This window comes from uncultured Microscilla sp. (genome assembly GCF_947493425.1).
GTDB lineage: Bacteria > Bacteroidota > Bacteroidia > Cytophagales > Microscillaceae > Microscilla.
Genome location: NZ_CANLRP010000118.1, coordinates 20947 through 27153, shown reverse-complemented (window position 1 = coordinate 27153; position 6207 = coordinate 20947). Strand labels below are relative to the sequence as shown.

The window sequence follows — 6207 nt, the reverse complement described above, 5'->3', positions numbered from 1 at the left end:
ACAAGTAAAGATAACTCTCTCATAATATGATAGTTATACTTGCATATTAGATATATTTAATTTTGTCTTGGTACATATCATATAAAAAACATGAATGCATTTCACACTATAGAAAAACCTTTGAATGGGCGCCGTTTTGTGGTGGGTGATGTGCACGGCTGTTGCCAAACACTGCAACAATTGGTATGGCAGCACTTGCAGTTTACAACTCAGGATCAGCTTTTTTTGCTGGGCGATTATATCGATCGGGGTCCAGACGGGGCGGGTGTGCTTGACTTCATCATTGACTTACAAAACCAAGGTTATCAGGTGTACCCACTCAGGGGCAATCACGAACAAATGTTGCTTACTGCCTGGGAGGATTTCCAACAACTTGACCTTGACACTAAGGCACTTATTTGTTTTGCTGACAAGGTCAGGGATCAATCAATGGTTGACCACTCTCAGGATTGTTTATTGCCTCGTTTTGAACCCTGGCTTAACAACTTACCTTATTATTACGCGTTGGATAATTTTTATTTGGTGCATGCTGGATTCAACTTCAGGAAGGCTGCCCCCTTTGAAGATTTTTATGCCATGCTTTGGACAATGCGGTTTAATCTGAAAAGGTATCATGCGATTAAAGCCCAACGCAAACATGTGGTACATGGACACCAAAAAACCTCCCTGCCTGAGATCAAGGCAGCCGTTGCGAGCCGTGCCAAGGTGATACCATTAGACAATGGTTGCTATAAACACCATATAGAGGGCTATGGACAGTTGTGCGCGCTTGATATAGACAATTGGGAATTGTTTTGCCAACCCAATGTAGATTTTGACCGATGAGTGTACAACTATATCAAACCATAAAAACACCTATCAGTGGACGCCGTTTTGCGGTGGGTGATGTGCACGGCTGTTGCCAGACCCTCAAAAAAATGGTTGAAGAGACGCTTCAAATTACTAAAGATGATCATTTGTATTTGTTGGGCGACTATATTGACAAGGGGCCAGATAGCGCCGGAACCCTCGACTACATCATTTCGCTGCAAGCCCAAAACTACCAGGTGTATTGTTTACGGGGCAACCACGAAGAGAACCTGCTACAAGCCTGGCAAGCGTATGATAGTCGCACTTTTAGATTGTTTGTCTCCAGAATTAATAAATCGGGGAACTTGTTAACCGATGATGCCCAGATAAAACCTGCCTACCTCCACTTTTTTAAAAACTTGCCCTATTATATAGTATTGGACGACTACTACCTGGTACACGCGGGGTTTGACTTTAGCAAAGATGATTTTTTAGTGCATTATGACGCTATGCTAAGGCTAAGGGGCTCGCGGGTGATCCCACCCAACAAAGAGGCAGTGCAAGGCAAAACGATTTTACATGGGCATGAGGTGTTTTACCTGGATGAAATAGTACAGCGCATTAACGCACGTAGCCAAACTATTCCATTAGATAATGGTTGCGTATACACCAAACCACACAAACGCCTTGATTATACCAAAACGGGGCATTTGTGTGCTTTTAATTTGGATACTTATGGGTTGACTGCCATCAAAAATGTAGACATTTGATGAAGTTAAAAGCCCTGACAAGGTTCTAGGGACTAGGTGCAAGGTTCTAGGTATACCCTGTTCCACAAGTATCTACACTTTTTATATCACGTTGATTTTCAGTAACTTACAAAAAGCGTAGTTAAAAACCCCGACAGGGGCAAGTCCTTAGATGCCGATGCATATCGGTGCTTCAAGAGACAAGTCGCAAGTCCTTAGATACCGATGAATATCGGTGCTACTCCCTGTTCCACAGGTATCTACACTTTTATATCACTTTGATTTTCAGCAACTTATAAAAATCGTAGTTGAAAGTCAAGAACCGAGGAATGTTCGATGAAAGTGTTTAATCATATACCACCTATTAAAACTTATGTCAAGGGCAACCGTGTAAAAGCATAGTGCCTGCAATGGGTCAAGCAAATAAAAAATCAACAAAAATAATTATATCCAAATATTCTCCACTCATACAAACAAATCATCATCACATTTTATTGAAATGTGTTAGGTTACTGACATTTGGCGGGGCAAATATTCACTTACTTTGTACTGTTCAACATTTAAACTTTAGCTAATGAGATTACATTTTTTTAAAAACTTACTATTTTTGAGCGCCTTTATCTTTTTGATAGCTGCTTGTAAAAAGCAAGAAACGGTGACCCCTACCACCAACACAGTCAGCGATACCGCTACTTATCGGCTTACTTTTACCGCCAATTGGACATCCAGCTCACACCCCACTGACTACCCCAGCAACCCACACTTTTCGGGCTTGATAGGTATGAGCCACAACAGTGAGGCTACATTGTACAAAACAGGAGAAAATGCGTCGGAGGGAATTAAAGTAATGGCAGAAACAGGAGGCAAAACACCTTTAACCAGCGAAATCAATGCTTTGATGCAAAATAAAACGGCTTTTGAACTCATTAGCGGCGGGGGGGGTAAGCACTGGCACAGGCAATGTAAGTGTTGAGTTTAAGGTAACCAAAACGCATTCTTTGGTAAGCGTAGTTTCGATGATCGCTCCTAGTCCTGATTGGTTTATTGGTGTGTCGGGAGCAAACCTACTGGAAAACGATCAGTGGGTAAGCTCAAAAGAGGTTTCACCGGGTACTTATGATTCGGGTACCGACAGTGGTGCTACTTTTACCTCGGCAAACCAGGCTACTTCTCCTGCAACTCCAGTAAGTATCATTACCAGCGCACCTTTGGCTGTGGGTGGAACGGTGACTTCACTGGGCACTTTCAAAATTGAGAAAATAGATTAAAGTTTGAGTGATAAGTAAAACAACCCAAGGCAGCCATTTTATAAAAGATGGTTGCCTTGGGTTGTGATGTATAAAACTTTAAAAAGCTTCAGTAACTGATACATATACCCCATTGTTGTCTCTACCTACGCCATAGTCAACTCTGAGGTTTATTTTTTCTTTGGCGTCAAGCGCAATGCGTACCCCACCTCCTACCGAATACTTGAGGGCATCAGCATCTAAATCTTCGCTTTTATTGAATACATCGCCCAACCCGGCAAAAGCCACCATGCCAAACCTTTTCAAAAACATATATCGGTATTCTACCTGAGATGCAATAAAGTTGTAGTCGCGGAAACGATACTGGGCATAGCCCCGCAAAACGCTGTTGCCTCCTGCCCTTGCCAAGTTGACAAAGGGTACCTCTCCTGTGTTCAATGTCATGACTGTGTTGGTAGCAATTACCATTTTTTGTCCAATAGGGAAATATTTATTAAAGGTAAAGTTATAATTGCTATAGTTAAAGTTACTCCCCAACACTCCATTAAATATATAACCTGATGTTTCAAGAAAAAAACCTTTAGACGCGCTTACTACATTGTCGCGGGTGTCTATCATAAATACCAAGCCAAGCCCCGAATTAACTCCCCCTTTGGTACCTTCTACTTCAGAGGTTTCCAACGACTTACCTTGTTGCAAGGTCATATTATAGTATTTGCTTATCTCGTAGTCTAACCCCAGGTATACGTTTTTAACCAACTGACGGGAGACCCTGGACTGGAACCTGAGCAAATCATAAGAGTAAGTTTCTTCGGCATCGTTTAGGGTAAGGTTGCCCACGCCATAATAACGATCAGGATAGTTGCGGTAGCGTGCCTCACCTGACCAAATATAATCATTGTCATTCATAAATATTCGCCATTGCCCCCATACATCCAATTGTTTGTTTTGGGTATAATCAGAGGTAAGCTGAATGTAAGACAAACGACTGTGAGCCGCTTTTTTGCCGGGAGTAATAAATTTGAAATGGTAGGCTACCATTCCGCCCGCAGCCCAGCGGGTATCAGGACTATAGTACACCAATGGCAAAGCAATGAAGCCGTCTTTGCGTTGTTTCTTGAAAAACGGGGAATTACTAGTTGTGTTTTTTGGAGAAAGCCTGCTGCTGTATTGGGCAGTGTCCGCCGGATGTAATATTTTCTTGTAGTTTTTAGCCTTGGCAAAACAATTATTTGTAAGCAAACAAGGTGTAAGTACAAATAATATAAGGTAATGGTATATTTTTTTATTATAATCAATCATAAGTGCCTGAGCAATAGATGTATTTTTTTGGTGTATTTTTTCACAAAATTAGTGAATATTAAACATTCTTCAAACCTGGATGGGTCTTTTATACCCACAGTAATCAAAACAAAAGTTGTACTTTAAGAACAGTACGTAGTTTAAACTCCAAGTGTAGCAATTTATTATATCAATACCAGATACAAGGTTAGAAGCAACAAGCTACAAGGCCTTAGGTATCGATGCATATCGGTAAGACAAGTACATGTTTTTGAACCCCTAAAAAACACCAACAATTGACTTACATTTTTTTTGTTTTATAATTTGCTACTTATACCAAGTCTGATTGAAAACCCATACAAACTCACTTGTAGTGGTCTTTTTTGGCAAGACCAAGTTCTTCGCTATTGTTACCCGCTCTCTTGGTCAGCTGCGCTTAAGACCAAGAGGAGAAGACAAGCTTGGGGATGGCTTTTAGAAATATTTTATTAAACTATAGAAATTTATTTTTACACCATTCCTTAGGAATTGTTCAAAAATAAATTTACACTCTGAGGGGTGATTTTTCGCCTTGATACTTCGTTATTTTTATTGCCCGTAGCGCTGCTATGGGCGCAAAAAATAGCCTCGTCTCAAAACAAAACCTCTACCTCAAGAATGGTAATTTAATTTCTCACCATTCCTTAGATCAATACTCCGCAGTGATTTTCGTCAAAGTTGGTTGCTGGTGATCAGTTATTTATGGATTTAAAAACTATTTAATTGGATGTTTAGGCTTAAAACCGAAACGCTTTTAAAAATAAAGTGAGTAAGCAATCTTAATATACGCCACTGGTTTACAGCATTTAATAAGGTAAACATTTACTCGAATCAGCTTCTAACTACGCTTTTTGTAAATAACTGAAAATCAGTGCAATACAAAAGCGTGATTACTTGTGGAACAGGGTGCAGCACCGATATACATCGGTATCTAAGGACTTGCGACTTGTCGCTTGAAGCTTGCCCCTGTCAAGGCTATGGACTATTGTTAGATTATAGTAGCCCAAAAATAAGCCTTTTTAATTGTCTCGATTAAAAAGGCTTGGTTTATTGATGTTATGATTGATTTTTGGGCAAAAATACCTCTGCCATCATACAGCGGGCGCTCCCCCCTTCGTGGTCTTCTATGGTGTACAAGGGGGGAGCCACTATTTTCACTTTTTGCTCAAGGACATTGCGTTGGTCAGGGGTCAATGACTTGAACGCACGTTCTGACATGACCAACAATCGGTCGCCTTGGGTACTTTGCACCTCTAACATATTACCAGCAAACTGGGCTATTTGCTCCGTTGACAACGCTACAATTTGTTTGTGGGTTTGCTGAAGTTTGTCTACCACAGCCTTGCGCTCGGCAGCATTGGGCAATAAATCCAGGCAAATCACCGCAAAGTCTTGTCCCAAGCACATCATTACATTGGTATGATAAATGGCCTGCTGATGTTCATCTACAGCATCGAATAACAAGTATTCATAGCTCAGTTTTTCGGCTACTACCTGCAACACTTGTTCGTTGGTGCGTTCCGACCTACAGGCGTATATTATCTTATGGGGGCGATCTATGATCATGCTTCCTGTGCTTTCGAGGTATTTGCCTGAGTTTTCATAAGGCGAAAAATCAAGCAAAATCTGTTTATCAAACTGTTGCTCAAGGGCAATCAGTATTTCTTCCTGGCGCTCTTCGCGACGGTTGGGAGCATACATAGGGTACAAAATCACTACACCCTCTTCGTGAAAAGACACCCAGTTGTTAGGAAAAATAGCTGAAGGCTTAGAGGGGTGAGGAGTATCGTCAAAAACCAATACATTGACTCCAGCCTCACGCAGCATTGCCACCATACCGTCGAACTCTGCCTGGGCTTGTTGCAATACTTCTGCACTATTGGCTTTCTTTGTCTGAAAAGCATTGTTTTCGGCAGTTTGAGGATTGTGCCCAAAACTGACTGGGCGTACCATCATAATATGTGCAGTGGTTTGTTGCATATTTATTCTTCTTTAACAAATTACAAAGGGTAGCAAGCCAATAAATGTTGTGCATTGCCGCCTTCTGCGTACAAAATCTTTTTTAGCAACAAATTAAAACATTTTATCAGGAGATTATTCAA

6 protein-coding genes are annotated in these 6207 nt (G+C 41.0%); 4 read left to right on the top strand and 2 right to left on the bottom strand.

Translation table 11 applies throughout. The annotated features are described in order from the left end of the window. The first annotated feature begins 90 nt into the window (after positions 1-90). The 4 genes from Q0954_RS23735 (at position 91) to Q0954_RS23720 (ending at position 2806) form a co-directional block, all read left to right on the top strand. Entirely contained in the window at positions 91-825 is a 735-nt protein-coding gene (locus tag Q0954_RS23735; protein WP_299461151.1) for a metallophosphoesterase family protein, read from the top strand. Beyond that, on the top strand, positions 822-1559 hold the full coding sequence (locus Q0954_RS23730; protein ID WP_299461149.1) for a metallophosphoesterase family protein: 738 nt from the start codon (positions 822-824) through the stop codon (positions 1557-1559). Before Q0954_RS23735 ends, Q0954_RS23730 begins: the two co-directional genes overlap by 4 nt. A 553-nt stretch (positions 1560-2112) precedes the next feature. Beyond that, a complete protein-coding gene (locus Q0954_RS23725) occupies positions 2113-2511 on the top strand; it encodes a hypothetical protein (protein WP_299461147.1) in 399 nt (132 codons plus the stop codon). Continuing rightward, positions 2456-2806 (top strand): spondin domain-containing protein, encoded by a 351-nt coding sequence (locus tag Q0954_RS23720; protein WP_299461145.1) that lies wholly within the window; start codon positions 2456-2458, stop codon positions 2804-2806. Before Q0954_RS23725 ends, Q0954_RS23720 begins: the two co-directional genes overlap by 56 nt. A 78-nt stretch (positions 2807-2884) precedes the next feature. Here Q0954_RS23720 and Q0954_RS23715 read toward each other — a convergent pair whose 3' ends face one another. Continuing rightward, a complete protein-coding gene (locus Q0954_RS23715; RefSeq protein WP_299461143.1) occupies positions 2885-4087 on the bottom strand; it encodes a BamA/TamA family outer membrane protein in 1203 nt (400 codons plus the stop codon). A gap of 1074 nt (positions 4088-5161) precedes the next feature. Beyond that, positions 5162-6085, bottom strand: a complete 924-nt coding sequence (gene ctlX, locus Q0954_RS23710; protein ID WP_299461141.1) for a citrulline utilization hydrolase CtlX — start codon at positions 6083-6085, stop codon at positions 5162-5164. Between the last annotated feature and the right edge of the window lie 122 nt (positions 6086-6207).